25 protein-coding genes and 1 other RNA gene are annotated in these 26,557 nt (G+C 68.1%); 19 read left to right on the forward strand and 7 right to left on the reverse strand.

From position 1 onward, the window contains the following. Window positions 1-45: 45 nt before the first annotated feature. Window positions 46-140, forward strand: an RNA gene (ffs, locus tag ACM6LU_RS08245) — signal recognition particle sRNA small type. Between the two features lie 130 nt (window positions 141-270). Here ffs and ACM6LU_RS08250 read toward each other — a convergent pair. After that, window positions 271-1,104, reverse strand: coding sequence for a spermidine synthase (locus ACM6LU_RS08250; RefSeq protein WP_414936933.1), 834 nt, complete (start codon window positions 1,102-1,104; stop codon window positions 271-273). 82 nt (window positions 1,105-1,186) lie between these two features. Here ACM6LU_RS08250 and ACM6LU_RS08255 point away from each other — a divergent pair, with 82 nt between their 5' ends. Then, window positions 1,187-3,244 carry a DNA polymerase III subunit gamma and tau gene (locus tag ACM6LU_RS08255; protein ID WP_414936934.1) on the forward strand — a complete coding sequence of 686 codons (2,058 nt, stop codon included), beginning with the start codon at window positions 1,187-1,189 and terminating at the stop codon, window positions 3,242-3,244. A gap of 60 nt (window positions 3,245-3,304) precedes the next feature. Here ACM6LU_RS08255 and ACM6LU_RS08260 read toward each other — a convergent pair whose 3' ends face one another. After that, window positions 3,305-4,156: an N-acetylmuramoyl-L-alanine amidase gene (locus ACM6LU_RS08260; RefSeq protein WP_414936935.1), complete on the reverse strand. Its 852-nt coding sequence runs from the start codon at window positions 4,154-4,156 to the stop codon at window positions 3,305-3,307. Window positions 4,157-4,224: 68 nt separating this feature from the next. Here ACM6LU_RS08260 and ACM6LU_RS08265 point away from each other — a divergent pair, with 68 nt between their 5' ends. Together ACM6LU_RS08265 and recR are read left to right on the forward strand one after the other, a co-directional pair. Then, window positions 4,225-4,581, forward strand: a complete 357-nt coding sequence (locus tag ACM6LU_RS08265) for a YbaB/EbfC family nucleoid-associated protein (RefSeq protein WP_414936936.1) — start codon at window positions 4,225-4,227, stop codon at window positions 4,579-4,581. 1 nt (window position 4,582) lies between these two features. Further along, window positions 4,583-5,179 (forward strand): recombination mediator RecR, encoded by a 597-nt coding sequence (gene recR, locus ACM6LU_RS08270; RefSeq protein WP_409495296.1) that lies wholly within the window; start codon window positions 4,583-4,585, stop codon window positions 5,177-5,179. A gap of 83 nt (window positions 5,180-5,262) precedes the next feature. Here the strand turns inward: recR and ACM6LU_RS08275 are convergent, their stop codons facing one another. Then, complete coding sequence (locus ACM6LU_RS08275) at window positions 5,263-6,375, reverse strand: UDP-N-acetylglucosamine 2-epimerase (protein ID WP_414936937.1); 1,113 nt, start codon at window positions 6,373-6,375, stop codon at window positions 5,263-5,265. Window positions 6,376-6,436: 61 nt separating this feature from the next. Between ACM6LU_RS08275 and ACM6LU_RS08280 the strand changes: the two genes are divergently transcribed. The 12 genes from ACM6LU_RS08280 to ACM6LU_RS08335 all read left to right on the forward strand — a co-directional run bounded on the left by ACM6LU_RS08280 (window position 6,437) and on the right by ACM6LU_RS08335 (window position 19,506). Further along, complete coding sequence (locus ACM6LU_RS08280) at window positions 6,437-7,453, forward strand: glycosyltransferase family 2 protein (RefSeq protein WP_414936938.1); 1,017 nt, start codon at window positions 6,437-6,439, stop codon at window positions 7,451-7,453. Beyond that, window positions 7,450-8,745: a hypothetical protein gene (locus tag ACM6LU_RS08285; protein WP_414936939.1), complete on the forward strand. Its 1,296-nt coding sequence runs from the start codon at window positions 7,450-7,452 to the stop codon at window positions 8,743-8,745. The genes ACM6LU_RS08280 and ACM6LU_RS08285 overlap by 4 nt, the downstream gene beginning before the upstream one ends. Before the next feature lie 72 nt (window positions 8,746-8,817). Beyond that, a complete protein-coding gene (locus tag ACM6LU_RS08290; protein WP_414936940.1) occupies window positions 8,818-10,791 on the forward strand; it encodes a DUF6541 family protein in 1,974 nt (657 codons plus the stop codon). A 59-nt stretch (window positions 10,792-10,850) separates the two neighbouring features. Then, a complete protein-coding gene (locus ACM6LU_RS08295) occupies window positions 10,851-11,552 on the forward strand; it encodes a glycosyltransferase family 2 protein (RefSeq protein WP_414937127.1) in 702 nt (233 codons plus the stop codon). 12 nt (window positions 11,553-11,564) lie between these two features. After that, window positions 11,565-12,002 (forward strand): DUF2304 domain-containing protein, encoded by a 438-nt coding sequence (locus ACM6LU_RS08300; protein ID WP_414936941.1) that lies wholly within the window; start codon window positions 11,565-11,567, stop codon window positions 12,000-12,002. A 44-nt stretch (window positions 12,003-12,046) separates the two neighbouring features. Beyond that, window positions 12,047-12,547: a uridine kinase family protein gene (locus tag ACM6LU_RS08305; RefSeq protein ID WP_414937128.1), complete on the forward strand. Its 501-nt coding sequence runs from the start codon at window positions 12,047-12,049 to the stop codon at window positions 12,545-12,547. Window positions 12,548-13,043: 496 nt separating this feature from the next. After that, entirely contained in the window at window positions 13,044-14,585 is a 1,542-nt protein-coding gene (locus ACM6LU_RS08310; RefSeq protein ID WP_414937129.1) for an ABC transporter substrate-binding protein, read from the forward strand. Between the two features lie 87 nt (window positions 14,586-14,672). Further along, window positions 14,673-15,674 (forward strand): ABC transporter permease, encoded by a 1,002-nt coding sequence (locus ACM6LU_RS08315; protein WP_414936942.1) that lies wholly within the window; start codon window positions 14,673-14,675, stop codon window positions 15,672-15,674. Continuing rightward, window positions 15,671-16,606, forward strand: a complete 936-nt coding sequence (locus ACM6LU_RS08320) for an ABC transporter permease (RefSeq protein WP_414936943.1) — start codon at window positions 15,671-15,673, stop codon at window positions 16,604-16,606. Before ACM6LU_RS08315 ends, ACM6LU_RS08320 begins: the two co-directional genes overlap by 4 nt. 6 nt (window positions 16,607-16,612) lie before the next feature. Continuing rightward, on the forward strand, window positions 16,613-17,608 hold the full coding sequence (locus ACM6LU_RS08325; protein WP_414936944.1) for an ABC transporter ATP-binding protein: 996 nt from the start codon (window positions 16,613-16,615) through the stop codon (window positions 17,606-17,608). Next, window positions 17,605-18,723, forward strand: coding sequence for an ABC transporter ATP-binding protein (locus tag ACM6LU_RS08330; protein WP_414936945.1), 1,119 nt, complete (start codon window positions 17,605-17,607; stop codon window positions 18,721-18,723). The genes ACM6LU_RS08325 and ACM6LU_RS08330 overlap by 4 nt, the downstream gene beginning before the upstream one ends. Before the next feature lie 141 nt (window positions 18,724-18,864). Then, window positions 18,865-19,506, forward strand: coding sequence for an SDR family oxidoreductase (locus ACM6LU_RS08335; protein WP_414936946.1), 642 nt, complete (start codon window positions 18,865-18,867; stop codon window positions 19,504-19,506). Here the strand turns inward: ACM6LU_RS08335 and ACM6LU_RS08340 are convergent. Further along, the gene (locus tag ACM6LU_RS08340; RefSeq protein ID WP_414936947.1) at window positions 19,499-20,062 is read right to left on the reverse strand and encodes a CGNR zinc finger domain-containing protein; all 564 of its coding nucleotides are present in this window, start codon (window positions 20,060-20,062) and stop codon (window positions 19,499-19,501) included. The genes ACM6LU_RS08335 and ACM6LU_RS08340 overlap by 8 nt on opposite strands. Before the next feature lie 314 nt (window positions 20,063-20,376). Here ACM6LU_RS08340 and erm point away from each other — a divergent pair, with 314 nt between their 5' ends. Beyond that, entirely contained in the window at window positions 20,377-21,180 is an 804-nt protein-coding gene (gene erm, locus ACM6LU_RS08345; protein ID WP_414936948.1) for a 23S ribosomal RNA methyltransferase Erm, read from the forward strand. On the opposite strand, the gene ACM6LU_RS08350 is transcribed toward erm, so the two are convergent. Then, a complete protein-coding gene (locus ACM6LU_RS08350; RefSeq protein ID WP_414936949.1) occupies window positions 21,083-22,006 on the reverse strand; it encodes an EamA family transporter in 924 nt (307 codons plus the stop codon). The two genes, erm and ACM6LU_RS08350, sit on opposite strands and share 98 nt — an antisense overlap. An 87-nt stretch (window positions 22,007-22,093) precedes the next feature. On the opposite strand from ACM6LU_RS08350, the gene ACM6LU_RS08355 reads away from it, so the two are divergent. Beyond that, window positions 22,094-23,032: a LysR family transcriptional regulator gene (locus tag ACM6LU_RS08355; RefSeq protein ID WP_414936950.1), complete on the forward strand. Its 939-nt coding sequence runs from the start codon at window positions 22,094-22,096 to the stop codon at window positions 23,030-23,032. Here ACM6LU_RS08355 and ACM6LU_RS08360 read toward each other — a convergent pair. Further along, the gene (locus ACM6LU_RS08360; RefSeq protein WP_414936951.1) at window positions 22,989-23,594 is read right to left on the reverse strand and encodes a TetR/AcrR family transcriptional regulator; all 606 of its coding nucleotides are present in this window, start codon (window positions 23,592-23,594) and stop codon (window positions 22,989-22,991) included. The two genes, ACM6LU_RS08355 and ACM6LU_RS08360, sit on opposite strands and share 44 nt — an antisense overlap. Window positions 23,595-23,652: 58 nt before the next feature. On the opposite strand from ACM6LU_RS08360, the gene ACM6LU_RS08365 reads away from it, so the two are divergent. Next, on the forward strand, window positions 23,653-24,309 hold the full coding sequence (locus tag ACM6LU_RS08365; protein ID WP_414936952.1) for a peroxiredoxin-like family protein: 657 nt from the start codon (window positions 23,653-23,655) through the stop codon (window positions 24,307-24,309). Window positions 24,310-24,619: 310 nt separating this feature from the next. Here ACM6LU_RS08365 and leuA read toward each other — a convergent pair whose 3' ends face one another. Further along, window positions 24,620-26,377: a 2-isopropylmalate synthase gene (leuA, locus tag ACM6LU_RS08370; protein ID WP_414936953.1), complete on the reverse strand. Its 1,758-nt coding sequence runs from the start codon at window positions 26,375-26,377 to the stop codon at window positions 24,620-24,622. Window positions 26,378-26,557 lie beyond the last annotated feature (180 nt).

The following is a 26,557-nucleotide window of genomic DNA, read 5'->3' on the forward strand; positions in this document are numbered from 1 at the left end:
CCCCCCACTGTCCTCCATGTCTGGACCGGAGTGACTACACTGGTCCTCGGACCCCGCGCGGCGTCCATCTTGTGAACCTCCCCAGGGCCGGAAGGCAGCAAGGATAAGCAAGCTCTGACGGGTGCGCGGGGTCCCCTTTCGTTTCGGCCCCCACGGTTGGTCGCTTGCGGGTTTGAAGTCCGTGAAGGACTCCTTGAGGGACTCTGGGTCCCTTAAAGTTCCCCTCACACGGCTGGGCCGCCACCTTTGCCCCAGCAGTACCCGCCGCCTTCAGAAGATCCCGAAGACGTCCTTAGGCGGTACCGGTGACGGCAGGGCGTCCGCGTCGGTGATCGGCCGCGCCTTGCCTTGAAGCTCGCGAAGGTCTTCGCCCGCGACGCAGCGGGCCGGGTACGCGGACGACGCTGCCCGGCGGGTCAGGTCCGTGACCGGGAGTTCGACGCGAGACGCGGCGACCACGATGTTGCCGAACCGGCGGCCTCGGAGGACACCTGGTTCCGCGAGCAGGGCGAGGTGCGGGAACGACGTCGCCAGTGTCGCCAGGAATCGGCGGAGGAACGGCAGGTTCGGGCCGTCACTGACGTTGGCGACGTAGGTTCCGGCCGGGCGAAGGACTCGCGCGACCTCGTTCGTGAACTCCACGGTCGCGAGGCCGCCGGCGAACACTCCGCGTTCGAAGGCGTCCACGATGACCAGGTCAGCCGAAGTGTCGTACCTGCCGGAGACGCCTTCGCGGCCGTCGCCCACACGCACTTTCAGTCCCTTCAGACCGAGTTGCTCGCGGATCAGCGCGACGAGTTCGCCGTCGGCGTCGAAGACCAGCTGCCGTGAGCGGGGTCGCGTCGCGGCGACGTAGCGGGGGAGCGTGCAGGCGGCCCCGCCGACGTGCAGCGCGTCGAGCGGGCCTTCGCCGAGGCAGTCGACGACGTCGGCGATCCGGCGGATGTAGTCGAACTCGAGATCCGTGGGGTCGTCGAGGTTGACGTGCGACTGGGCGACGCCGTCGACGGAGATCATCCAGGCGTTGGCGCGGTCGGCGTCGCGGAGCAGTTCGGCGGTGCCGAAGCGGACCGGATAGGTGCCTGGGGTCGGTGCCGGTCTCACCTGTCGGCCCTCCCGGTATCCATCCATGCCCCCGCCGCCGCCCTCGATCGAGACGCCGCGCGCCACTGTTAGATTCAACGCCGTGGCTCTAGCCCTATACCGAAAGTACCGTCCGGCTACCTTCGCCGAGGTCGTCGGGCAGGAGCATGTGACCGATCCGCTGCGCATCGCGCTGGCGGCGGGCCGGATCAACCACGCCTACCTCTTCTCCGGCCCGCGCGGCTGCGGCAAGACGTCGAGCGCACGCATCATGGCGCGTTCGCTGAACTGCGCGAAGGGGCCGACGCCGGATCCGTGCGGCGAGTGCAACTCGTGCCGCAACCTCGCGCCCGAAGGGCCCGGCAGCGTCGATGTCACCGAACTCGACGCCGCCAGCCACGGTGGTGTCGACGACGCCCGTGAGCTGCGGGACAGGGCCTTCTACGCCCCGGCGGACTCGCGCTACCGCGTCTTCATCATCGACGAGGCGCATATGGTCACGACGCAGGGTTTCAACGCCCTGCTGAAGATCGTGGAAGAGCCGCCGGAGCACTTGATCTTCATCTTCGCGACCACCGAACCGGACAAGGTGCTGCCCACCATCCGGTCGCGGACGCACCACTACCCCTTCCGCCTGATCCCGCCCAAGTCGATGCGGGAACTGCTTGAACGCAACGTCGCCGCCGAGGGCGCGCAGGTCGAGCCCGCGGTGTACCCGCTGGTCATCCGCGCGGGCGGCGGTTCGGCGCGGGACACGCAGTCGGTGCTCGACCAGCTGCTGGCCGGCGCCGGGCCGGACGGCGTCGACTATCCGCGGGCGGTGTCCCTGCTGGGTGTCACCGACGTCGCGCTCATCGACGGCATGGTCGACGCGCTGGCCGCCGATGACGCGTCCGCGGTGTTCGGCACCGTCGAGAGCCTCGCCGAGGCCGGGCACGACCCGCGCCGGTTCGCCACCGACCTGCTCGACCGCCTGCGTGACCTGGTGATGCTGCGTTCGGTGCCGGACGCGGGTGAGCGCGGGCTGGTCGCCGCGCCGGACGACGAACTCAAGAAGATGAAGGAGCAGGCGGGCGAACTGGAGCCCGCCACGCTCTCGCGCTACGCCGACATCGTCCACAATGGACTCTTGGAGATGCGGGGCGCGACCTCACCGCGGCTGGTGCTGGAACTGCTGACGGCGCGGATGCTGCTGCCGTCGGTCGCCGAGGGCACCAACGCGCTGCTCGCCCGTCTCGAACGACTTGAGCGCCGCGCCGCTTCGGCGCCTGTCGCCCAAGCCGCGCCTGTCGCTCAGCCCGCACCAGCGGCTCAGACCGCTCCGGCGGGCGCGGCACCGGCTCCCGTCGCCCCCGCCGGTGAGTCCGCGCGCGAGTTCCAGCGGCCGTCGCAACGGTCCGCCGCCCCCGCACAGCAACCCGCATCGGCACCGGCACCGGCACCGGCACCGCAGCCTGTCGCGCGGCCCGAGCCGGTCGCCGAACGGCCCGCCGCACCCGCGCCCGCTCCCACCCCCGCTCCGGCCGCACCCGCTCCGGCGGCGGCGTCCTCGGGCGGCGGGACGGACGCGGACGGGATCCGCGGCCGCTGGCCGCACGTGCTGGCCGCGATCCGCAAGGTCCCGGGCGGCCGGAGCACCGAGGCGATGCTCACGCAGGCGAGCGTGGCGAGCGTCGAGGGCACCGCCGTCACGCTCACGCACAACGCGGAACCACTGGCGCGACGCATTTCCGAGCCGCACAACGCGGAGCGTGTCGCGGCCGCGTTCAAGGAGGTCTTCGGCGGCGACTGGCAGGTGCGGTGCGTCCATGGCGCCGCGCAGGCCCGGCAGGCCGCCGCCCCCAAGGGCGCGTCGGCACCGCCCGCGCCCGAGCGGTCCTTCACCCGCCGATCCGCCGAGGCACCCGCCGCCGCTCCCGCCCCGCCGCCTCCGCCTCCGCAGCAGCCGAAGCCGGAACCTCAGCGGCCGAAGGTGGCGACCACCGAGCCGGACATCCCGCTCCCGCCCGAGCCGGTCGAGGAAGACGAGGACCTCTACAACGAGGACGCGAGCCCCGCGCCGCCGCCTCCGCCTCTCCCGCCCGAGAAGGATCCGGACGAGATCGCCCGGAAACTCCTCGCCGACCACCTCAACGCGCGCCCGCTCGACGAACGCACTTAGTCCTCTGGTCGCGGTCCTTGCACGCGCAAGGACCGCAACCAGAGGACTAAGTGCGGGGGTTCAGCCCCCCAGGTAGTCGGCGATGGCCTTCGCGATGACGGCGGCGTACTGCTGACGTCCCTCTTCGCTCGACATCGCCGCGGCTTCGGCGGCGTTGCGCATGTTCCCGCATTCGATGAGCGCGGCCGGCCGGGTCGAGAGGTTGAGACCCCCGAGGTCGGCGCGGGGCGCGAGCCCGTTCGAACCGAGATAGGTCGACGTCGGGAAGCCACCAGCGCGGATGCCGTCCCGTAGCGCCGTCGCGAGTTTCGTCGACGGCTCGCCCTGCTGGGCGTTCAGGGGCGGGGCCGAATAGGCGACGTGAAAGCCGTGCGCGCCCTCGGAATGGGAGCCGTCGGCGTGGATCGACACGACCGCGTCCGCCTGCGCGTCGTTCCCGATCGCGGCGCGTTCGTCGACGCACGGTCCGACACCGGTGTCGTTCCGCCGGGTGAGGACGACCCGGATTCCTTTGGCAGTCAAGGCCTGCGAGATCCGCTGCGAGACGTCCCAGGTGAACGCGTGCTCGGGATAACCGGAATTCGTCGCGGTTCCGGTGGTGTTGCACGGTTTCCTCTTCCCGCGCCCCGCCGGGACCTGTTTGTTGATCTCGCCGGGCTTGCTCGCGTTGCCGCCGTTGTGCCCGGGGTCGAGCACCACGACCTTGCCCGTCTTCGGCTGCGACGTGGGGGGAGGCGGCTGAGGAGCGCTCGAAGACGGCACGCTCGGCTGCGGAAGGGTGGTGAGGACGGTGGTCGTCCCCGGTGGAGCAGAAGTCGACGGCGGCGCGGCGGGGGTTTCCACACCGCACGCCGTGAACAGCGTCAATCCGATCGCCACCACAAGGCTCAGCCGTCGTCGCACGGCGCCCACGGTGCCATACGAGTGACGGCTAGGCTGGTAGGCGGCACAGGATATTCCAGGAGAGGACCGATCGGATCATGGTGCAACCCGGTGGCGGCTTCGACCTGTCGCAGATCATGCAGCAGGCACAGCAGATGCAGCAGAAGCTGGTCGAAGCCCAGGAAGAGCTGGCCAACACGGAGGTGACCGGCACTTCCGGTGGCGGTCTCGTCACCGCGACCGTGTCCGGTGACAGCCAGCTCAAGTCGCTGTCCATCGACCCCAGGGTGGTCGACCCCGACGACGTCGAGACCCTGTCCGACCTGGTCGTCGCGGCCGTGCGGGACGCCTCGGCCAACGCGCAGAAGCTCACCGAACAGAAGCTCGGCCCGCTCGCGGGCGGCCTCGGCGGCGGGATGCCGGACCTCGGCGGCTTCCCCGGGCTCGGCGGCTAGCTTGTACGAGGGTGTCGTCCAGGATCTGATCGACGAGCTCGGGCGGTTGCCCGGCGTCGGTCCCAAGAGCGCGCAGCGGATCGCCTTCCACCTGCTGGCGGCCGATCCCGCGGATATCGCGCGTTTGCAGGAAGTGCTCGGCAAGGTCAAGGAAGGCGTGCAGTTCTGCGAGGTCTGCGGCAACGTCTCGGAGCAGGAGACCTGCCGGATCTGCCGCGACACCCGCCGCGACCTCACGGTCATCTGCGTGGTCGAGGAGCCGAAGGACGTGCTCGCCGTCGAGCGGACGCGTGAGTTCAAGGGCCGCTACCACGTGCTCGGCGGTGCGCTGGACCCGTTGTCCGGCATCGGGCCGGAGCAGCTGCGGATGCGCGAGCTGCTGGCGCGGATCGGCGGCGCGGAGATCAGCGAGATCATCATCGCGACCGACCCGAACACCGAAGGCGAGGCGACCGCGACGTACCTCGTGCGGATGCTTCGCGACTTCCCCGGCCTGTCGGTGACCCGGCTCGCTTCGGGGCTGCCGATGGGCGGGGACCTGGAGTTCGCGGACGAGCTGACGCTGGGCCGGGCGCTCTCGGGACGCCGGGTTCTCTAGCCTCCGGATGCCATGAACGGTCCGTTACTTGCAAAATTTGCAAGTAACGGACCGTTCATGGCACGCGAGAGAGGCGAAGCGCGTCAGCAGTAGCCGAGGCGCGCCAGCGTGTCGACGATGATCTCCGACGGGTGGAACTTCTCGACCCAGGACTCACCGCGGCGGTTCTGGTAGGTGTCGAGGAAGTTCCGCAGCTTGTCCCCGCGCATCTCGGTCAGCACGACGGTCTCGCCGAGGTGCTGCGGCGTCTCGGTGCGCTCGCGGTGCACGGCGCACGGCAGGCCGAGGTAGTAGCACTCGGCCGAAAGGCCGCCGGAGTCGGTGACGACGTACTCGGCGCGCGCGACCAGCGGCAGGAACTTCAGGTACCGCATCTTCGGCTGGATGATGAAGTTCTTCTCGTCGAAGAGGTTCGCCAGGCCCAGCGCGCGGATCTTCTCGCGCTCGGGCGCGCCCGCCATGTAGAGGATCGGCATCTGCTTGCTCTGCTCGCGCAGGATCTCCAGCGCCTCGCGGTACTTGTCCGCGCGCGAGACCAGTTCGAAGCGGTGCAGGGTGGCGAGGCCGAACTTCTCCGGCAGGCCCTCGATGTCGAGCGGCCCGTTGATCGCGAGCCGCATCGCGTCGATCGCGGTGTTGGCCTCGGTGTCGACGACGACGCCGCGGGCGTTACGGAGGTTGTTCACCTCACGCGCGCTCGGCGCGAAGTGCATGTCGACGATCTTCGCGGCGATCTTCCGGTTCAGTTCTTCCGGCAGCGGCGACATGATGCTGCCCGACCGCGCACCCGCCTCGACGTGCCCGACCCGCGACTTCAGGATCCGCTTCCCGATGAGCGAGCCGTACGGCGTGGTGAAGGTGTCCCCGTGCACCAGCACCAGCGGCGGGCGGCCGTCCTCGACCAGCGCGGCCTTCAGCTCGGCGCGGCGGCTCCACGCGGTGCGCAGCACCTGCGCCGCCCAGCCGGGGACCTGCGCGGGCGACTCCAGGTTGTGTGCCTTCTCCTTCGGCACCAGCCAGACGTCGGGCTCCGGGAGGTTCAGGTCGGCGAGAACGTCCGAGACCTCGTCGACGTGCTGGGCGGTGAACCAGATCTTCGGCCGGACCCCGCGTTCGAGGATGCCGTGGTAGACGGGCGCGATTTTGATCAGTTCCGCCGTGGTGCCGAGAATGAAAGAAATCACCGGAAGAGCCATTCTGTCGGAGTCTGCGGTGCCCGAAGGATACTGGTGGGCCGCGCAAGGTAGCCTCGCCGGGGTGAGTGCGAATTCGCTCCTCCCTGCCCTGTCCGTCGTGATCCCGGTCTACAACGAGCAGGACTGGATCGACCGCAGTGTGGGCGCGCTGATCGCGTCGGCACAGGCGGCGAACTGGCCGGTCGAGGTCGTCGTCGTGGACGACGGCAGCACCGACGGCACCCCGGAGAAGCTGGTCAGGCTGCGGGAGCTGTACGGGATCACCGTCCTCTCCCAGCCGAACGGTGGCCGGTTCGAGGCACGCCGGGCGGGGATCGCGAAGGCGTCCGGGACGCAGATCCTGCTGCTCGACAGCCGGGTGATCGTGGACTCCGGCTCGCTCACCTTCCTCCGTGACCAGCTCGTCGACCAGCCCGAGCGCACGGTGTGGAACGGTCACATCAACGTCGCGTCCGAACACAATCCGTACGCGGGATTCATGGCGGGACTGGTCAAGATCCCGTGGCGCCGTTATTGCGCGAACCCGAGGTTGATGTCCTTCGGTATCGAAGAGTTCGATGTCTTCCCGAAAGGAACCGGATTCTTTTCCGCGCCGAGAGACGTTCTCGAGAATTCGTCCAACGCGTTCGAGTCGCTCTTCGAAGACGTCCGTTTCGCCAGTGACGACACCGGTGTGCTGCGCTGGATCGCCGAACGCCACCGCATCTTCCTCGCCCCGGAGTTCTCCGCGACCTACCACGGTCGCGATTCGTTCAAGAAGTTCGTCGGGCAGTCGTATTTCCGCGGCACCACGTTCGTCGATTCGTATCTCGCGTCGCCAGGTCCCGCACGTAACGGCCTGTTCGCCGCGATGGCCGTCGGAGTGCTCGGACTCGGTGTCGCCGCGAAGCGTCCGAAGACCGCCGTCGCGCTGGCCGCCGCGGGTTCGACGGCCGCCGGGTTCGCGGTGACGAAGTTCGGCGCGACCAAGGCCGAGGCCAAGGCGGTCGCCCAGCTCACGCCGGTCTTCGCGGCCGGGTTCGGCGCCGGAGCGCTCCGAGGTCTCTTCCTGGCGCTGCGAGCCCGGCTGCGTCGATGAGTGCTGTGAGCAGCGAGGAACTGGCAAAGGACACCGGGAAATCCGCCGGTCGGATCGGCGTCTGCCTGCTGATCGCGATCGCCCTCGGCTACGCGCTCACCGTCGTCTGGGGCCGGACACTGTCCACAGCGGACAACGCCGTCCTGCTCTCCTTCTGGGGCATGTTGATGGGGCTGGGCGCCGCCCTGTCCCCGCTGGAACAGGAGATCTCGCGCCAGTCCGCGCACGCCGCGCTCGAAGGCCGCAAGGCCGGACGCCCCGCGGTGATCGCCTTCGTCACCAGCCTGGTCGCGGTCGCCGTCGCGGCACTGTTCACGCTCATCCCGGCGGTGACCGACAAGGTCTACGGCGGTCAGTTCGCGCTCGCCGTGATCGTGCTGGCAGGCGGGCTTTCGTTCGCCTTCCAGTTCGCCGCGCGCGGACTGCTCATCGGCCAGGACCACGTCCGGTCCTACTCCTGGCTGATCCTGGTCGAAGCGGCCGTGCGGATCCTCGTGGTCGCCGCGCTGGTGGTCGCCGGGCTCACCCAGCTGTACTGGTTCGCCATCGCCGCCGCGACCGGCTCGTTCGCCTGGCTGCTCTTCGCCCGCGGCGCCGCCCGCCTGGTCGATCCCAAGCTCGACGCCGACGAGCCCGTGAAGCCGGTCGTCACGAACATGCTGATGCTCCTCGCGGGCGCGGGGCTCACCGCGAGTGTCATCACCGGCTACCCGGCGCTGGTCAGCCTGCTCGCGCCAGGCGGCGACAAGGACAAGCTCGGTGTGCTCTTCCTCGCCCTGTTCGTGGCCAGGACGCCGCTGACGCTGATGGCGCCGGTCCAGGCGCTCGCGGTCCCGACCGTGGTGCGCCTGTCCAGCACCGAAGAGGGCAAGCACCGGCTGCGTAGGCTGCTCGCGCTGGGTTCGGCGGGCGCGCTGGCGCTGGCGGCCCTCGGCGCGCTGATCGGCTGGCTGATCGGCCCGTGGGTGGTCCGTCTCGTCTACGGCGCCAAGAACGACCCCGAGGCCTGGTGGATGGCAGGGCTGGTCTGGTCGTCGGTGCTGCTGGCCGCGATGCAGCTCCTCGCCGCCGTCCTTGTCGCGCAGGCCAAGGCCACGAAGGTGCTGATCACCTGGGCCGTCGTCGTCGTCGCGACCGCGCTGGTGCTGCTGTTCTTCCCCGGTGACACCGTCGTGCGCGCCGTCGTCGGCCTCGCCGCCGGCCCGACGGCAGGGCTCCTAATCGTCATGGCGTTCGTGGTGAGAGGCGCTCCCGGGACGGGCAACGCACAGCCGTCCGAAACGTCTCGATAGTGTGGCCGCGCCATCACGGGCCGGAAAGTCCGATGGCGTTTTGACGCCGAATAGGGTTGGACAGCGAATTCGATGAACGTTCTTTTGGTAGTGCTGGCGTTCTGGCTGCCGGGGCTCGTCTTCGGTGCCGCGATCAGGCTGCGCGGCTGGACCCTCGCCGCCGCGGCCCCGCTGCTGACCTTCGGCCTCGTCGCCATCGGCATCCCGATCCTCGGCGGTTTCGGCATCCGCTGGACCATGCTGAACGTCAGCCTGTGGGTCCTGCTGCTGTCCGTCGCCGGTTTCGGCCTTTCGTTCCTCGTGCTCCGCTTCACCGCGAAGCGCCACCCCGAGTGGGACGAAGACGGAGAGGACGCGCCGAAGCGCTCCCCGCGTGATCACCTGCTGATCGGCGCCGGTGTCGTGGTCGGCCTCGGCGTCGGCGCGGTGACCTTCCTGCGCGGTTCGCACACCCTGGAGAACGTCCAGCAGGGCTGGGACGCGCCGTTCCACGGCAACCTGGTGCGCTGGATCGCCGAGCACGGCGACGCGCGCGCGTCGACGGTCGGCACCATCGCCAACCTGCCGAACCAGACCGACTACTTCTACCCGGACACCTATCACGCGCTGCTCGCCCTGATCTTCGGCAAGGGCGGCCTGACGATGATGCCGACGCTGAACCTGGCGGCGCTCATGGTCGTGCTGACCATCCCGGTCGGCGTCGCCGCGATGTGCCGCGCCTGGCGGATGCCGGTCCTCGCGACCGCCGCCGCCGCGGCGGTGTCCACCTGGTTCACCGCCTTCCCGTACGACTCGCTGTGGCGCGGCCCGCTGTGGCCGTACGTCGCCGGTGTGGCACTCGTGCCCGCGATGCTCGCGCTGGCCCGCCTGCTGCTCAAGCCGCGCGGTGTCGCCGGACCGGTCGCGATCGGCGTCGGCGTCGCCGGGCTGGCCGGCCTGCACACCAGCCTGATCTTCGTGATCATGGTCTATTTCCTGCTGATCCTGCTCGCGGTCCTGTTCCGCTTCGAGAAGATCAGCTGGCGCCGCAGCGCGGCCTCACTGGTGGCCACGATCGTGCTGGCGGTCGTGCTGGGGCTGCCGACGGTGCTGCCCGCGCTCTACAACGCGGGTGGCGTGACCAGCGCGTTCTGGGCGTCGGAGACCAGCGTGTCCGGCGCGCTCGGGCAGACCATCACGTTCTCGCCGATGGCGTCGTTCCCGCAGTGGTGGATCGGCATCCCGGCGATCATCGGTGTCTTCTTCCTGGTGCGGCACCGGCGGATGCTCTGGATGGTCGGCGCGTACGTCGTGCTCGGTGGCCTGTTCGCCGCGACGATCTCGCTGGAGACCCCGCTCATCCACACCTTGACCGGGGTGTTCTACAACGACCACTGGCGCGTCGGCGCGCTCGTCCCGTTGGCGGGCGCCGTCGCGTTCGGCGAGTTCGTGCACACCGCGTCGGGCAAGTTCGCCGAGAAGCTCGGCGAGCGCAAACCGAACCTGAACCCGTACACCGCGACCATCGCCGGCGCGCTGGTGGTCGGACTGGTGGTCGCGGTGCTGAGCAGGGGTGGCTACATCGGCCGCAACTCCGCGCGGCTGGCGATGAACTACGGCGACGGCCCCTCGGTCAGCAAGGGCGAGGAAGAGGCCTACGCCTGGCTGGGGAAGCACGTCGTACCCGGCGAGCGCGTCATGAACGACCGGGCCGACGGTTCGGTGTGGATGTACGCCCTCGCAGGGGTTCAGCCGGTCGAGTGGACCAATTACGGCGCCGAGTTCACCACCAAACCGGGCTGGCTCAGCGTGTTCCTCAACGACATCAACCGCGAGCCGCGCGTGCGTGCGGCGCTCACCGACCTCAAGGTGCGCTACGTGCTCGTCGGCAAGGGCAAGGTGGCCCCCAACGCGCAGTCCGCGGTGGGCCTCCAGCGCCTCGAAATCACTCCGGGTTTCAAGCGCGTCTTCCACAACCCCGACGCGTCGGTCTACGAAATCGAAGGTCAGCAAGGTGTGGTCGCCGCCGGCGCCACCACCGGGTCCGACACCGCTCACGGCCAGTAAGAAGATAGAGTGATCCAGTGTCCAGTACGTCCGTGACCACCCGTCGCGTACTCATCGTGATGCCTGCCCTGAACGAGCAGGCCACTGTCGGTGCGGTCATTTCCCAGGTCAAGCAGTCCTTGCCGGGTATGGACGTGCTGGTGGTGGACGACGGTTCGTCCGACGACACGTCCAAGCTCGCCCGCGCCGCGGGCGCGCAGGTGGCCCGCCTGTCGGTCAACCTCGGCGTCGGCGGGGCGATGCGCACCGGTTTCCGGTACGCGGCCGCCCGTGGCTACGACGTCGTCGTCCAGGTGGACGCCGACGGCCAGCACGATCCCGACGAGGTCGCCGCCCTGCTCGACGCGCTCGACGAGGCGGATATCGCGATCGGCTCGAGGTTCGCGGGCAAGGGTTCGTACAAGGCGAGTGGCCCGCGGAAATACGCGATGGTCGTCCTCTCGTTTGTTTTCTCCCGGCTCGGGAAGACCAAACTCACCGACGTGACCTCCGGGTTCAAGGCGATGGGCCCGAAAGCGATCAAACTTTTCGCGGGGTACTACCCGGCCGAATACCTCGGCGACACGGTCGAGTCGCTGGTGATGGCGATTCGCGCCGAACTGAAGATCAAGGAAATCCCGGTGATCATGCGGGAACGGATCGGTGGGACACCGAGCCATTCACCGGTGAAATCGGCCGTCTACCTCGGCCGCGCCGGACTCGCCCTGCTGCTGGCGCTGGTGCGCCGCCGCCCCGCCGTCGACTCGTCGGATTCGGCGTAAAAGGAGCTGATCATGGACGGCTGGCGCATTCTCAGCATCGTCGTCGCCTGTCTGGTGCTGTTCGCCGTTCTCGAGATGATGCGACGGCGGAAACTGCGCGAGAAGTACGCGGGTGTTTGGCTCGTCCTCGCTCTCGGCGTCGTGGTGCTCGCACTCGTTCCGCAGGCCGCTGATTTCCTGGCTCGCGTGACCGGCGTCCAAACACCGTCGAACTTCGTATTCCTCTTGGCCGGTGTGGTGCTGGCGCTGGTCGCGTTGCATCTGTCGACCGAGGTCGGGCATCTCGAAGAAGAGGTCCGGACCTCCGTCGAAGAGATCGCGCTGCTCCGCTGCGAACTCGCCGATGCCCAGCGTGAACTGGAAGAACGCGTCGCCGCTCTCGAAGCGAGGACAGCCACTCCCGACAACGTCAAAGGGCTCCCCGAAGTGAGCCCCGCACGCGCACGCTGATCGACGCGGTTCTGGCGGCCCCGGCCCGGCTCGGTGCCGTTCGCCTGCTCGCCATCGACGGGCCTTCCGGATCGGGGAAGTCCACACTTGCCGGGAAGGTCGTCGCGGACCTCGACAGCCGCGGTATCCGGGTCGCCCTGGTCAGCACCGACGAATTCGCCACCTGGGACGAACCCGTTTCGTGGTGGCCGAGGCTGGAAACCGGTGTCCTGGAACCGCTGCGCGCGGGCAGGCCGGGCGGCTACCGGCGCGTGGACTGGACCAGCGGCGTTCCGCGGCCGGGCGAAGAAGTCAAGATCGACGTTCCCGAAGTCTTTGTGCTGGAAGGTGTTTCCAGTGGCAGGGCGCGGATCCGGCCGTCGTTGTCCCTGCTGACCTGGCTGGACGGCGGGAGCGAGACCGAACGCCTCGACCGCGCCTCGGGCCGGGACGGCGAGGAATCACGGGCGGAGCTGCGGCGCTGGCAGCTGTTCGAGCGAGGGTGGTTCGGGGTCGACGGGACCAGGGCCGCGGCGGATCGGGTAGTCACCTCTCGTGAGTGGTAAGGACACCTCTCGGCTCAGCAACATCACCTTCCTGTACTTCCAGAGCGCGAGGCGCGATCCATGCCGCACCGCCGGTGTTTGTCCACTTTGTCAGTGACCCATTGGGTGTAGTGGTGGACACCCATTTGCGTCAGTGGTTCGGCACTCTACGCGTTAGTGGGCCCGAATTGATTACGCTCCGTCCGGAATTGTGGACACTTTGCGGTCGTATTGGCCTTCGTGTAGCGCGATCGTAACCTCGCGTGCTTAAGTGCGGGCCGAGTTCCCGCTAGTGTCGGCGAACACACCGATCGTCCGCGGAGTTCGAGTTCCGACCGACGCCGGCGGTGCCTAAAACACCGAAATTCTCCTCAAGGGGTGCCAGATGCAGCAACTGCGGGCGACCCGAGCACGCCGTGTGGCCCTGATCGGGCTTGCCGGCGCACTCGCGGTCTCCATTTCCGCCTGTGCCGATTCGAAGCGTGAAGAAGGCGCAGGGGGTGGCTCGGGAGGCACCATGGTCTTCGGCGCCGCCGGTAACCCGAAGACGTTCGACCCGCTTTTCAACGACGACGGTGAGACCTTCCGCATCATCCGCCAGATGATGGACACCCTGATCATGAACAAACCGGGTACCGCGGACCTCGAGCCCGGCCTGGCGGAGAAGTGGGAAGGCAGCAACGAAGGCAAGACGTGGACCTTCTCCCTGAAGAAGGGCGTGAAGTTCCACGACGGCACCCCGTTCAACGCCGAAGCGGTCTGCTTCAACTTCAACCGCATGTTCAACATGAAGGGCGCCGCCGCCCAGAGCCAGATGATCTACTACGGCGACGTCTTCGAGGGCTTCGCCAAGAACGAGGGTGACGCTTCCGGCGCCCCGGTGTTCAAGGACTGCCAGGCCAAGGACGAGTCGACCGCGATCCTGAACCTGAACAAGGCCAAGGGCGCGTTCCCGGCGGCCTTCACGCTGCCGTCGTTCTCGATGCAGAGCCCGGACGCGCTGAAGAAGTACAACGCGGACAACGTCACCCAAAGTGGTGACTCGTTCTCCTACCCGGAGTACGCGCTGCAGCACCCGACCGGCACCGGCCCGTTCAAGTTCGACAGCTGGGACCAGGCCAAGGGCGAGATCACGCTGTCGAAGGCGACCGACTCCCCGACCCAGACGGCCAAGCTCGACAAGCTGGTCTTCAAGGTCATCCCGGACGAGAACGCCCGCAAGCAGGCGCTGAAGGCCGGCGACATCCAGGGCTTCGACTACCCGTCGCCCGCGGACTACGGCCTGCTGCGCAACGACGGTGAGCAGGTGCTCATCCGCCCGTCGTTCAACGTCCTTTACATGGGCATCAACCAGAAGAACAACCCGAAGCTGAAGGACCTCAAGGTTCGCCAGGCGCTGGCCTACGGCCTCAACCGGGAACAGTTCGTGAAGTCGAAGCTCCCCGAGGGCGCCGAGACCGCGACCCAGTTCGTGCCGAAGGCGATCGACGGTTACAACGACAACGTCACGAAGTACCCGTACGACGCGGAGAAGGCCAAGGCCCTGCTGAAGGAAGCCGGCGCCGAGGGTATGACGCTGAAGTTCTACTACCCGACCGAGGTCACCCGGCCGTACATGCCGAACCCGGCGGACATCTTCACCTCGCTGTCCGAGGACATGAAGAAGATCGGCATCAAGGTCGAGCCGATCGCCCAGCCGTGGAACGGTGGCTACAAGGACGCCGTGCAGAAGCGTGGCGAGCACGACGTCCACCTGCTCGGCTGGACCGGTGACTACAACGACGCCGGTAACTTCGTCGGTACCTTCTTCGGCCGCGAGAAGGCGGAGTTCGGCTTCACCAACCCCGAACTCTTCAGCGCCCTCGCCGCCGCCGACGCCGCGCCCGCCGGTGAGGCGCACACCAAGGCGTACCAGGAAGTGAACAAGCAGATCATGGATTACCTGCCCGCCATCCCCATCTCCTACGGCCCCCCGGCGATCGTCGTCGGCCCGAAGGTGAAGGGCCTGGTGGCCAGCCCGCTGACCGACGAGCGTTTCTACACCGTCACGGTCAACTGATCCACCACCACTGACGGCTTCAGGGGGTGGGCGCTACCGCGCCCACCCCCTGCGGCCCATTCCCGGGCTGGCAACAAAGGAACGCACGTGCTCCGTTTTCTCGTGCGTCGGCTGCTACAAGCGATACCGACGCTCCTGATCCTGTCCATTTTGATCTTCGCCTGGCTCCGGTCACTGCCCGGTGGCCCCGCCGGCGCCCTGCTGGGTGACAAAGCGACGCCGGAGAAGATCGCCGACCTCAACCGGATTCTCGGCCTCGACGATCCGATCTTCGTCCAGTACTTCAAATTCCTCGGCCGGGCCATCACCGGCGACTTCGGCAACTCGCTGGTCTCCGCCCAGCCGGTCATGTCGGAGATCGGGAACTTCCTTCCCGCCACTCTCGAACTGGGCTTCTGCGCGATGCTCATCGCGGTGGGCCTCGGTATCCCGTTCGGCTACCTGGCCGCCCAATTCCGCGGCGGGGCCGTCGACAACGTCATCATCGTGCTCACCCTGGTCGGCGTCGCCGTACCGGTGTTCTTCCTCGGTTACATGATGCAGGACGTGCTCGCCGCCCCGCTGGGACTTCCTTCACAGGGGCGTCAGATGGCAGGGCTCGACGCCACCACCATCACCGGTTTCGCGGTCTTCGACGGCATCATCACCCAGGAATGGGACGCCGCCTGGGACGCCATCCTCCATCTGGTCCTCCCCGCGTTCGCGCTGGCCACCATCCCGCTCGCGGTGATCGTCCGGATCACCCGCGCGTCGGTGCTGGACGTGCTGAACGAGGACTTCATCCGCACGGCCAACTCGAAGGGCCTCACCCAGCCGGTCGTCCGGCGTCGTCACGTGCTCCGCAACGGCCTGCTGCCGGTGGTCACCACCATCGGCCTGCAGACCGGCGCGCTGCTCGGTGGTGCGGTGCTGACCGAGCGGGTGTTCAACTTCCGCGGCCTCGGCTTCCTGCTCGCCGAAGGCATCGAACGGCGTGACTACCCGCGACTGCAGGCGCTGCTGCTGTTCGGCGCGCTCGTGTATGTCCTGGTGAACATGCTGGTCGACGTCTCGTACGGGCTCATCGACCCGAGGGTGCGTGTCCGATGAACACTTTGCTGAACAAGAAGAAGGAGCCGATCGACAAGCTCGCCGCGTCGTCGGCGAAGGGGCACAGCCTCGGTGGCGAGGCGATGCGCCGGATGGTGCGGAGCCCGGTGGCCATCACCGGCGCCGTGATCACCGGACTGTTCCTCCTGGTGGCGATCCTGGCGCCGTTCATCGCGCCGAAGGACCCCTACGAGCGATACCTGCAGAGCGAGGTCATCCTCGGCCAGGGCATCATCCCCGGCGCGCAGGCCGGTTTCCCGCTCGGTGTCGACGACTTCGGCCGCGACTACCTCTCGCGGCTGCTCGTCGGCGCGCAGAACACGCTGCTGGTCGGTGTGCTCGCGACGATCATCGGCGTCGTGGTCGGCATGATCATCGGCGGTCTCGCCGGTGCCTTCGGCGGCTGGGTCGACACGGTGCTGATGCGCCTGGTCGATGTCATGCTGTCGGTGCCGTCGCTGCTGCTGGCGATCTCGGTCGCCGCGCTGTTCCAGAAGCCGAGCCAGTGGACCGTGATCGTGGCCGTGTCGATGGTCGGCGTGCCGATCTTCGCGCGGTTGCTGCGCGGTTCGATGCTCGTGCAACGAAGTAGCGACCATGTGCTCGCGGCGACGTCGCTCGGCGTCAAACGCGGAACGATCGTGTTGCGGCATATGCTGCCGAACTCGCTCGGCCCGGTCATCGTGCAGGCCACGCTGACACTGGCGACCGCGATCCTCGAAGCGGCGGCGCTGTCGTTCCTCGGTCTCGGCGACCCGGACCCGAACCGGGCGGAGTGGGGCATCATGCTGAGCCGCAGTGCTCGGCAGTTCCTCGACATCCGCCCCGAGCTGGCGTACTACCCGGCCATCGCGATCATCGTGGTCGCGCTCGGGTTCACGCTGCTCGGCGAGTCCTTGCGGGAAGCCCTCGATCCGAAGAACAGGCGGTGATTTCTCATGGCTCTCCTTGAAGTACGCGACCTCAAGGTCGTTTTCCAGCGACGTGGCGAGAAGCCGTTCGCCGCGGTGGACGAGGTCAGTTTCGACGTCGAGCCCGGCCAGACGGTCGGCCTGGTCGGTGAGTCCGGCTGCGGTAAATCCGTGACGTCGCTGGCGATCATGCGGTTGCTCGCGAAGCGCGGCAACCACGTCAGCGGTTCGGTGTCGTTCGAAGGCACGGATCTGCTTCGCCTGTCGGACCGGGAAATGCGGGACCGCCGGGGACGCGACCTCGGCATGGTCTTCCAGGATCCGCTGTCCTCGCTGAACCCGGTCATCCCGATCGGCCTGCAGATCACCGAGGTGCTGGAGCGGCACCGCGGGATGTCGCGCAAGGCGGCGTCGGTGGAAGCGACGGAACTGCTGGACAAGGTCGGCATCCCCGACCCGGCGCGGCGGCTTTCCGAGTACCCGCACCAGCTTTCCGGCGGGATGCGGCAGCGCGCGCTGATCGCGATCGCGCTGGCGTGCCGTCCGCGGCTGCTCATCGCCGACGAGCCGACCACCGCGCTCGACGTGACGATCCAGGCGCAGATCCTCGCGCTGCTGCGGGAACTGGTGCAGGACACCGGGACCGCGCTGATCATGATCACGCACGACCTCGGTGTCGTCGCCGGTCTCTGCGACGAGGTCAACGTGCTCTACGGCGGCAAGATCGTCGAGCGCGCCGAACGGCACGCGCTGTTCGCCGAGCCGCGGCACCCGTACACGCACGGCCTGCTCGCCTCGATCCCGCGTCTCGACGCGGGCCGCGGCGAGAAACTGATCCCCATCAAGGGATCCGTCGCCGACAACATCCCATGGGACGGCGGTTGCGCCTTCGCCCCCCGCTGCCCGAACGCTCTCGGCGTGTGCCGGGAGGTTTCACCGCAGCTGACCCCCGATCGAGGTGGGCTGCTGCGCTGCCACAACCCGGTGATCCCGGCCGTGGCCGCACGAGGAGGGGCACGATGACCTCAGTGGTACCGACGCGGGAAGTGCTGCTCGAGGTCAACGACCTCAAGGTGCACTTCCCGATCAAACGCGGCGTCGTGGTCGACCGCACGGTCGGGCACGTGTACGCCGTCGACGGCGTCGACCTGGCCATCCGCAAGGGCGAGACCTACGGCCTCGTCGGGGAATCCGGCTGCGGGAAGTCCACTTTGGGCAGGGCGATCCTCCGGCTGACCGAACTGACGGGCGGCAACGTCGTCTTCGACGGCACGGACGTCGCCGGGCTCAAGGGCGAGGAACTGCGCAAGGCGCGCCGCCGGATGCAGATGGTCTTCCAGGACCCGATGTCCTCTTTGGACCCCCGGCAGTCGGTGGAATCCATTCTGCTGGAAGGAATGAAGGCGCACGGCCTCGACAAGGACAAGGAAGCGACCGCCAAGCGGCTGCGCGAACTCCTGTCCGACGTCGGTCTTCCGGAGTCCTCGCTGCGGAAGTACCCGCACGAGTTCTCCGGCGGTCAGCGTCAGCGCATCGGCATCGCGCGGGCACTGGCCGTCGAGCCGGACCTGATCGTCGCCGACGAACCGGTGTCCGCGCTGGACGTCTCGGTGCAGGCGCAGGTGGTCAACCTGCTGGAAGACCTGCAGGAGAAGCTCGGCCTCACGTACCTGGTGATCGCGCACGACCTCGCGGTGGTGCGGCACATCTCCGACCGCATCGGCGTGATGTACCTCGGCTCGCTGGTCGAGGAAGCCGACGCGGACGCGCTGTACGAGAACCCGCTGCACCCGTACACGCGGGCGCTGCTTTCGGCGATCCCGGTGCCGGACCCGACGGTGGAGGACACCCGGGAGCAGATCCTGCTCGCCGGCGACCTGCCCTCGCCGGCCCGGCCGCCGTCCGGCTGCCGGTTCCACACGCGGTGCCCGTGGAAGCAGCAGAGCCTGTGCGACACCGACCGCCCGCAGTTGCGGGAGATCGGCGCGGGGCACCGGGTCGCCTGCCACTACGCGGAGGACATCCGTGACGGGCGGATCAAACCGCACGAGGTCAAGGCGGAACTCGTCGACTCCGGGGACCTGAACCCCGACCTCGGCGGGCTGCCGGACGTCGGCTCGGCGGCCGAGATCCTGTAGTTCGTTTCGTAGGAGTACGTGAGGCAGGTGAAGGGGACTTTCCCCGCATGCCATGCGGGGAAAGTCCCCTTCACCCCTCGCCCATGAGTAGTTGAGCGGCGTGACCGGCATTCACCGCCGCTTTCGGGCAGACTCGGTGTCATGCGGGTCACAGTGCTGGGTGCTTCGGGGCGGACGGGGATTCACGTGGTCCGGCTTCTGCGGGGGCGGGGACATCAGGTGCGGGCGGGGTTGCGCAGCCGTCGCCGCGCCGAGGAGGTCGCCGGTCTCGGCGCCGAAACCGTGGTCGCGGACGTCACCGCCGACGCGGACGACCTCGTCGAGGCCCTCGCCGGCTCCGAGGTGGTGATCAGCGCGATCGGCGCACCCGACCCGGATCAGGCGTCGGTGGACCTCGTCGATCGTGACGGCGTGATCACCGCGATCCGCGCCGCGGAGAAGGCGGGTGTCGCACGGTTCGTGCAGTTGTCCGCGCAGTTCGCCGATTCGCCGGATCAGGGCGACCGCCTGGTGCGCTCGATCCTGATGGCGAAGCAGATCTCCGACAGCGTCCTCCGTCGCTCCAGCCTGAACTGGACGATCGTCCGTCCCGGCACGCTCACCGACGACCAGCCGAGTGGTCACGTCAAGATCGCCGGTCACCTCGAACCGGGTCGCGTCTCCCGTGCGGACGTCGCCGCCGTCATGGTCGCGACCCTCGAAGAACCGTTGGCCGAGAACCAGGGTTTCGACGTCATCGGTGGCGACATCCCGATCCCGTCGGCACTGGCCTCGTTCAGCTGAGCGCCTTCTTCCGCTCCCGCGACGCCCGCAGGTTCGCGACGTTCCCGCAGGTCTTCACGTCGTGCCAGACCCCGCTGTTGTTGCGCGAGACGTCGTAGAACGCCGAACGGCAGCCGTCGAGACGGCACAGTTTCAGTCGCGGCCAGATCCCGGACTGCTGCGCGAGCAGCGTCTCCGTCCACAGCGCCGAGGTGAGCCAGTGCCGCCCGGTGCCGGACGGGAACAGCCGGACGACGCCGTCCCGCAGGACCAGATCCGCCTTCGACGGCTTCACGGCCGAAGCGTCGCCGTCGTCGACGAGCGCTACGAACGACTCTCGAAGGTCGCGAAGCGCGCGAAGGTCGCCCTCGGTCAGCGTGATCTCGGGCACGTCGGCGTCTCGGGTCCGTGACCATTCAGCCAGCGCCTCGGCCGTCCATGGCCGCGCGAGGTCGGCCTCGCTCAGCAGGTCGAGGCCGTGCGTCTTGATCGCCTTCGTGTTGAGGAAGTCCTGAACGAGCGCCAGCCCCGAGGGGGCGGTGCGTAACCGGTACCGGTCCGTCGCGGTCCATGACATAGATCAAGCGTACTTGACTCTGTCGAAGTACGTCTGCACTCCGTCCGGTCGTCGGCGTCCACCTCGGCTCTCCCAGCCGAAGACGGTGCGGTTCAGTCGAGATCTCCGGCACCAGCCGGATCGGTGCGGAGAAAACCGTTGGCGGAAGCTCGCCGGGCCGGGGTATTTTCGCCGCCATGTGTGCTTCCGCCTTCACTCGGACCCGCCGCGCCTAGCGGCGGATTCCGCGTCTCCAGCAAGGAACCGCCGCCCGAGCGAGTCATCGCCGGGCCTGCTTCAGGCTGCCCGGCTCACCTCGAAGCCGCGGAGATCCCTTGCGCACACAGCGTCCTGGCCGTCATGAACTCGGCCAGAACTTCCTCATCGACCGGAAAACCATCGAAACCGTCGTGGAGCTCGTCGCCGCCACTGGCGGGCCCATCATCGAGATCGGCGCGGGCGACGGCGCGCTGACCCTTCCGTTGCGGCGGCTGGGCAGGCGCCTGACCGCCATCGAACTCGACGACAGGCGCGCCGCCAAGCTCGCGAGCCGGGTCCAGCCGCCGACGGAGATCGTCGCCGCGGACTTCCTGCGGCACACCCTCCCGTCGACGCCGCACGTGCTGGTCGGCAATCTGCCGTTCCATCTGACCACCGCGATGCTGCGCCGCGTCCTGCGCGCTCCCGGCTGGACCGAAGCCGTGCTGCTCGTGCAATGGGAGGTGGCGCGCCGCCGCGCGGGTGTCGGCGGCGCGACCATGATGACCGCGCAGTGGTGGCCGTGGTTCGACTTCCGGCTGGTCACGAGGGTCCCGGCGACGGCGTTCCGCCCCAGGCCCGGTGTCGACGGCGGGCTGCTGACCATGACCCGCCGGACACGTCCGCTCGTCGCGGACGCCGACCGTGAGCACTACCAGGACTTCGTCCAGCGGGTGTTCACCGGACGGGGCAGAGGGATCACCGAGATCCTGGCCGCGTCTCGCGAGACGCGGCAGTGGCTCAAAGCGGAAGGGATCGCGCCCACCGCCTTGCCCAAGAGCCTCACCGCATGCCAGTGGGCTGAGGTGTTTCTGCTTCAGCGAGGAAGTCCGGCTCGCGCACGCGGCGTTTCGCCGACCCGAACAGCACCCCGCCGATGACGACGGCCGCCGCGACGACTTCGAGCAGCGAAGGCCGCTCGTCGAGCACGAGGAACGCCATCGACAGCCCGACCACCGGCACCAGCAAGGAGAACGGCGCGACCACGCCCGCCGGATTGCGGCGCATCAGCGACGTCCAGATCCCGGAGCCGACGATCGTGCCGAACAACACGACGTAGGCCAGACCGCCGAGGCCGATCAGCCCGGTCGGGGTACCGAGAGTGGAAATTGAGTGCCACTGCGCTTCTGGTCCCTCCATGACCAGTGACAGCGCGAACATCGGCAGCGGCGGCACCACGGACATCCAGAGGACGAAGTTCAGCGGGTTGTCCGGTGCCGCCTGCCGCGTGCTCAGGTTGCCGAACGCCCAGCTCAGCGCGCCGAGCAGGGTCAGGATCACCGGCAGCAGGACGGCGTTCCCGGCCTGCTGCCAGGCGATCGTCGCCATCCCGGCGACGGCGAGCAGGATCCCGGCCAGCTGCCGTCCGGACACGCGTTCCCGCAGGAAGACGGCGCCCAGCAGGACGGTGAACGGGGCCGAAGCCTGCAGCACCAGCGAGGCGAGGCCGGTCGGCATACCGGTTTCCATCGCGATGAAGAGGAACGCGAACTGCCCGGTGCCGAAGCCCAGCCCGTAGCCGAGCAGGTGGCGGATCTTCACCTTCGGCCACGGCACGAACAGGATGGTCGGGATCGCGATGACCGCGAAACGCAGGCCGCCGGCGAAGACGGGAGGGAACTGCCCGAGGGTGGCGTGGATGGCGAGGAAGTTGCAGCCCCAGAGGACGGCGACGAGCAGGGCGAGCAAACGGTCGCGGGCGGGCATACCTTCACTCTTACGGGCGTATATCGTGAAGGACAAGTGACAATATTTTCAGTGACCGTTCAGTTTCACTTCACATATGCTGGCGGTATGGACATCGGCCGGTTGCGGACCTTGCGGGAGTTCGCCGATCGCGGCAGCGTGACGGCGGCCGCCAAGGCGCTGCACTGCACCCCGTCCGCGGTTTCCCAGCAACTTCGCGCGTTGCAGGGTGACGTCGGGCTCGCGCTGACGGAACCGGCTGGCCGGGGTCTCCGGCTGACCGACGCGGGCCGCGCGCTGGTCGCCCGCGCGGACGACGTGCTCGCCGCGCTCGACCGCGCGGAGTCCGAATTGGACACTTACCGCAGCGCTCCGCGCGGGCGGGTCCGGGTGGCGATCTTCCAGTCGGCCGGGCTGATGCTGCTGCCCGGATTGCTGAGCCGCACGGCGGAATTCGAGGGACTGGACGTCATCGTGCGCGACCTCGACATCACCCCGCAGGAGGTCCCCGGGCTCGTCGCGGATTACGACATCGTGGTGGCGCACCGGGACGAGCACGCGCCGTCGCTCGGTTCGGAGCGGCTGGAGACACGGCACCTCCTGCGGGAACCACTCGACGTCGCGCTCCCCGCGGGGCATCGGCTCGCGAAGCGGCGCCGGATCGAACTCGCCGAACTGGCCGACGAACGCTGGATCAGCGTCAACGCCGGGTTCCCGGTCGACGACATCCTCCAGTCGCTGATCATCCGCACCGGCGTGCGTCCGCAGGTCGTCCAGCGGATCAACGATTTCCGCATCACCGAACGGCTCGTCGCCGCCGGGCACGGGATCGCACTGCTGCCCCGGTACACAATGGACACTCGACGGGGCAGTGGCCTGGTCTGCCGCCCGCTCGCCGGGATCAAGGCGGCGCGGCATGTGGAAGCGGTCTGCCGGCTCGGCGCGTCCTCACGGCCCGCGGTGTCGAAGGTGCTCGACGCGCTCGCCGACGAGGTCGCCGCGCTCACGGGCGAGCGTGACCCCGCAGGTGGTCCAGCGCGATCTTGAGCGCGTCGGCGATCGGCGTGAGGTCGTGCCGCAGATGCGCCATCAGCAGGCCACCCTGCACGCAGGTCATCGCGGCCTGCGCGAGCCTTGCCGGGTCGACGTCTTCGGCGAGCTTTCCCTGTTCCTGCAACGATTTCAGTCCGCGTTCGAGGTGTGACTCCCACTCGCGATAGGCGTTGTCGAGCAGTGGCGCGATCTTCGGGTCGTCCCCGAGTTCGCCGGCGAGGTTGCCGAGGGGGCAGGCGATCGGGCCCTTCGGCGTCGTCTGGATGGCCAGGATCTCCTGTGCCCACTGGTCGAAGTCGGCCCAGTCGTGCAGTTCGAAGATGGTCGGCTGGTTGCCGAGGATGTTTTCCAGGAAGCGCGCGATGACCGCCTCGACGAGCTGATCCTTGTTCTTGAAGTAGTGGTACATCTGCGATTTCCCGGCCCCGCTCGCCGCGAGGACCTTGTCGACGCTCGTCCCGGCGACGCCGTTGACGTACATCAGTTCCGCCGCCGCGTCGACGATCGCGTCCCGCGTCAGCCGCCCGCGAGGTGTCTTCGCCGGTTGACCGTTCATGTACCGAATAGTACAGTCAGCCGTACTGTACCGATTAGTACAACCCAGGGAGCTGATGATGGGGGATCTCGACACCGACCTCGCCGAGCTGCGAGGATCCGTCGCGAGCCATGTTCCGGCGGAGATCGCCGAGGTGCTCAAGGCCGACCGCGAGAAGTTCGTCGGACTGGTAGCCGAGGTGGCCGCGAAACCGGGGACGGCGATGCCGGACCTCGCCCTGCCGGACGCGAACGGCGCCAAGGTCCCGGTCGCGGAAGGACCCGCCGTCGTGGTGTTCTACCGCGGCGCGTGGTGCCCGTACTGCAACCTCGCGCTGCACGCGTATCAGCGGGACCTTTTGCCGGAACTGGAGAAGCTGGGGGTGAAGCTGGTCGCGGTCAGCCCGCAACTGCCGGACGACTCACTGTCCACAAAGGACCTTGAATTCACCGTGCTGTCCGACGTGGGTAACGAACTCGGGCGTGCGCTCGGCATCACGTTCCGGCTGGCCCCGGAGACGAAGCCGGCGTTCGACACGCTCATCGGCGACGTCGGGAAGATCAACGGTGAGCCGGAGTGGGAACTGCCGTATCCGACCGTCCTGGTCGTGGACCGCGAAGGCGTCATCCGCTACATCGACGTGCACCCGGACTACACCACCCGCACCGACCCGGCCGATGTCCTGGCCGCGGCGAAAGCCCTTCGCACCGTGTCTTCCGGCTCCAAGCACGCATGATCCGGCTGTAAGCACGCGTCTTCCGTCGAGCCACACCCGTCTGTGAAAGTACATGAAGGCCCCCATCCAGCATCGCCAGTGACTGCAAGAGCTGGGGTTCCTGAGGGAAACATGTTTCCGAACCCTTGTCGACCAGGCTCCGCAACCGGTTGGGACCCCGCGACGATGAAGGAATTGGGACACCCAACGTCCCAATTCCTTCATCGTCAGCCTCACCTGGCGACGAAGAGCCGCCGGACCTGCAAGACCTCGACTTTGCCGGGACCCTGACCTGGGCACAAGGATGGGGCCTTCATGTACTTGAGTGGACTTACCGGTTCGCCCGGTTCACCGCCGAGACGACGGCCCGCAGCGAAGCGGTCACGATCGAGGCGTCGATCCCGATGCCCCAGTAGACCCGGTCGGAGATCGCGCACTCGATGTACGAAGCCGCGCGAGCGTCGTCACCCGGCGAGAGTGTGTGCTCGCTGTAGTCCAGCAGCCGCAGGTCGAACCCGACGGTCGACAGCGCGTCGAAGAACGCCGCGATCGGGCCGTTCCCGCGGCCGGTGACCTCGTGCTCGTCGCCCTCGACCCGCACGGTGGCGGTGATGTCGTACTCGCCGTCCCCGTTGTCCCTGACGTGCTGGCGGACCAGCTCCAGCGGCGTCTTCAGCTCCAGGTACTCGGCCGAGAACGCGTTCCACATCGTGGCCGGGTCGACTTCGCCGCCCTCGGTGTCGGTGTGGCGCTGGACGACCTTCGAGAACTCGATCTGCAGCCGCCGCGGCAGGTCGAGCTGGTGCTCGGCCTTCATGATGTAGGCGACGCCGCCCTTGCCGGACTGCGAGTTCACCCGGATCACGGCCTCGTAGTTGCGGCCGATGTCCTTCGGGTCGATCGGCAGGTACGGGACCTCCCACGCGTGCTCGTCCACCGGGCTTCCCGCCTTGTCGGCGGCGGCCTTCAGCGCGTCGAGGCCCTTGTTGATCGCGTCCTGGTGACTGCCGGAGAACGCGGTGAACACCAGGTCACCGGCCCACGGGCTGCGTTCGTGCACCGACAGCTGGTTGCAGTATTCGACGGTCCGCTTGATCTCGTCCATGTCGGAGAAGTCGATCTGCGGGTCGACGCCCTGGCTGTAGAGGTTCATGCCCAGCGCGACCAGGTCGACGTTGCCGGTGCGCTCGCCGTTGCCGAACAGGCAGCCTTCGATCCGGTCCGCGCCCGCCTGGTAGCCGAGTTCGGCGGCGGCGATGCCGGTGCCGCGGTCGTTGTGCGGGTGCAGCGACAGGATCACCGAGTCGCGGCGCTCCAGGTTGCGGTGCATCCACTCGATCGAGTCGGCGTAGATGTTCGGTGACGCCATCTCGACGGTGGCGGGCAGGTTCAGGATGACCGGCTTCTCGTGCGTCGGCTGCCAGATCTCGGTGACCGTGTTGCAGACCTCGAGCGCGTAGGACAGCTCGGTGCCGGTGTAGGACTCGGGCGAGTACTGGAAGCGGAAGTCGGTGTCCGGCTGCTTCGCCGCGTACTCGACGACCAGTTCGGCCGCCTGCGAAGCGATCTTCGTGATGCCGATGCGCTCCTCGCGGAACACCACGCGACGCTGCAGGATCGACGTCGAGTTGTAGATGTGGACGATCGCGCGCGGCGCCCCTTCGAGTGCTTTGAAGGTGCGCTCGATCAGCTCGGGACGGCACTGGGTCAGCACCTGGATGCTGACGTCCTCCGGGATGGCGCCTTCGTCGATGATCTCGCGGACGAAGTCGAAATCGGTCTGCGAGGCCGCCGGGAAACCGACCTCGATCTCTTTGTAGCCCATGCGGACCAGCAGGTCGAAGAACTTGCGCTTGCGCGCGGGCGACATCGGGTCGATCAGGGCCTGGTTGCCGTCGCGCAGGTCGACCGCGCACCAGAGCGGGGCGGTGTCGATGCGCTTGTCCGGCCAGGTGCGGTCGGGCAGGTCGATGTTCTCGACCAGGTCGTACCAGGGGCGATAGCGATGTACGGGCATCGAAGTGCCGCGCTGGGTGTTCCACGCCTGTTGCTCGGAAGGGGCAGGACGCGTGGGCTTACGAATACTCATGAGGGGTCGGTTCTCCTGAAGAATCGGGTGCGACGACCGGCACCACGAAGCCCCGCGACGGGGAGCCGGTCAGATCAGGCCCCGTCGCGGCAGCGAAGCAGGAGAGCTCGAGCCACGACGCCACCTTAACCGCGAGATCTCTCGAAAGGAAACCCGGACCGCGATCGAACCGTGATCGGA

Origin of the sequence: Amycolatopsis sp. cmx-11-51 (genome assembly GCF_047608665.1) — a bacterium.
GTDB lineage: Bacteria > Actinomycetota > Actinomycetes > Mycobacteriales > Pseudonocardiaceae > Amycolatopsis.